2 protein-coding genes are annotated in these 830 nt (G+C 58.3%); one reads left to right on the top strand and one right to left on the bottom strand.

Annotation, left to right across the window (positions count from 1 at the left end):
* Positions 1-16: 16 nt before the first annotated feature.
* Positions 17-622, top strand: coding sequence for a hypothetical protein (locus tag EN750_RS36870; protein ID WP_127399451.1), 606 nt, complete (start codon positions 17-19; stop codon positions 620-622).
* On the opposite strand, the gene EN750_RS40165 is transcribed toward EN750_RS36870, so the two are convergent.
* Positions 619-830 (bottom strand): hypothetical protein (locus EN750_RS40165; RefSeq protein ID WP_210212805.1); only part of this gene is annotated, 212 nt, incomplete at its 5' end. The two genes, EN750_RS36870 and EN750_RS40165, sit on opposite strands and share 4 nt — an antisense overlap.

The following is an 830-nucleotide window of genomic DNA, read 5'->3' as shown; positions in this document are numbered from 1 at the left end:
GTCGAAGACCCATGCCATGATTGCCGACGCGCGGTCGGCTTTCGTCGTTCTCACCAGCGGTACGGATCGCCGGCAAAAAGTTACAGGCGGTGTCTTCAAGCCGACGACGGGGGCAGCCGTCAATGACGTGTCGATTACGGGCACGTCACCGAATGTCGAGGTTAAGGGCAACACCTATTCCGGTACAGCCACCGGAAAGCCGACGAACGATGCGTCGCGCTTCGCCTTTGTCGAAGGCAACAAGGGCGGCGACCTGTTCAAAGGCGGTAGGATCACGACCGACGCAACGCCTGGCCTGCTGACGTTCGATGCCGGTTTGACCTATGTACCGATGAGGACAGGTGGCGGCGCGAAGTACACCATTGATGTTTTTGCCCGCCGCACTGATGGCTCGGCCTCGACCAGCGCCGGCTACACCTTTACGGGCGTGGTGCGCAACACATCTGGAACGCTGGCAACTGAAGGGTCGATCACGAAGACGGTCATAGGCGAAAATGCGACTGACGCGGCATCGCTGGATTGCTCTGTCGCGCTCGGGACGCTCGGCCTGGAAGTAACTGTCACAGGCGTTGCAGCAAAATCCTACGGCTGGAATGCCGTAGTGCGGATGCTGGAGGTTTAATTATATCCGAGCAGGTGACGCAATCCGACAATCGGCAGATAGACGGTCCAAACCATGCCTAATGCGGCGGCTACACCAAGGCCAATCGCTGGCGCCCACGCCTCCCATTTCATCTGGAGCCGGGCTGCTAATTCGGTCAAACTGTCTTCCATGGACGAATTCTTCCCAAGTTGATTCGAGGGGCGAAAATGCCAATGAACCCCAAGAC

It is taken from the genome of Mesorhizobium sp. M7A.F.Ca.ET.027.03.2.1 (genome assembly GCF_003999175.1).
Classification (GTDB): Bacteria; Pseudomonadota; Alphaproteobacteria; order Rhizobiales; family Rhizobiaceae; genus Mesorhizobium.
The sequence above is the reverse complement of the archived record's forward strand: the minus strand, read 5'-3'. Positions and strand labels throughout refer to the sequence as shown.

What these genes read in the sequence shown, in the direction of transcription:
- EN750_RS36870 (WP_127399451.1), top strand. Translation starts at nt 17, where the DNA reads ATGATTGCCGACGCGCGGTCGGCTTTCGTCGTTCTCACCAGCGGTACG.